Annotated in this window: 1 pseudogene; it reads right to left on the bottom strand. The window is 62.5% G+C overall.

Features of this window, described 5'->3' with window-relative positions:
- A pseudogene (locus MHY22_RS11515) lies at positions 1–504 on the bottom strand (adhesin); the annotation flags it as partial.

Raw genomic sequence — 504 nt, 5'->3', positions numbered from 1 at the left:
GTGGTCTCCTTGCCCGGCTCGGAAGGCTCAGTGGTCTCCTTGCCCGGCTCACCCGGCTTGGTCGGCTCAGTGGTCTCCTTGCCCGGCTCGGAAGGCTCAGTGGTCTCCTTGCCCGGCTCACCCGGCTTGGTCGGCTCAGTGGTCTCCTTGCCCGGCTCGGAAGGCTCAGTAGTCTCCTTGCCCGGCTCGGAAGGCTCAGTAGTCTCCTTGCCCGGCTCACCCGGCTTCGTCGGCTCAGTAGTCTCCTTGCCCGGCTCGGAAGGCTCAGTAGTCTCCTTGCCCGGCTCGGAAGGCTCAGTAGTCTCCTTGCCCGGCTCGGAAGGCTCAGTAGTCTCCTTGCCCGGCTCACCCGGCTTGGTCGGCTCAGTGGTCTCCTTGCCCGGCTCCTTAGAGTCCACAGTCTGAGCACGGTCATTCAGATCCTTGTGCTCCGCAATCTTATTCGGAGTATCAGCATCCGGAGTCTCATCACCATTGGACTCAACCTCAAGAGAGGTCAACTCC

It is taken from the genome of Corynebacterium sp. ACRPO (genome assembly GCF_022347205.1).
Lineage (GTDB): Bacteria > Actinomycetota > Actinomycetes > Mycobacteriales > Mycobacteriaceae > Corynebacterium.
This window is presented reverse-complemented; position numbering and strand designations above follow the sequence as displayed.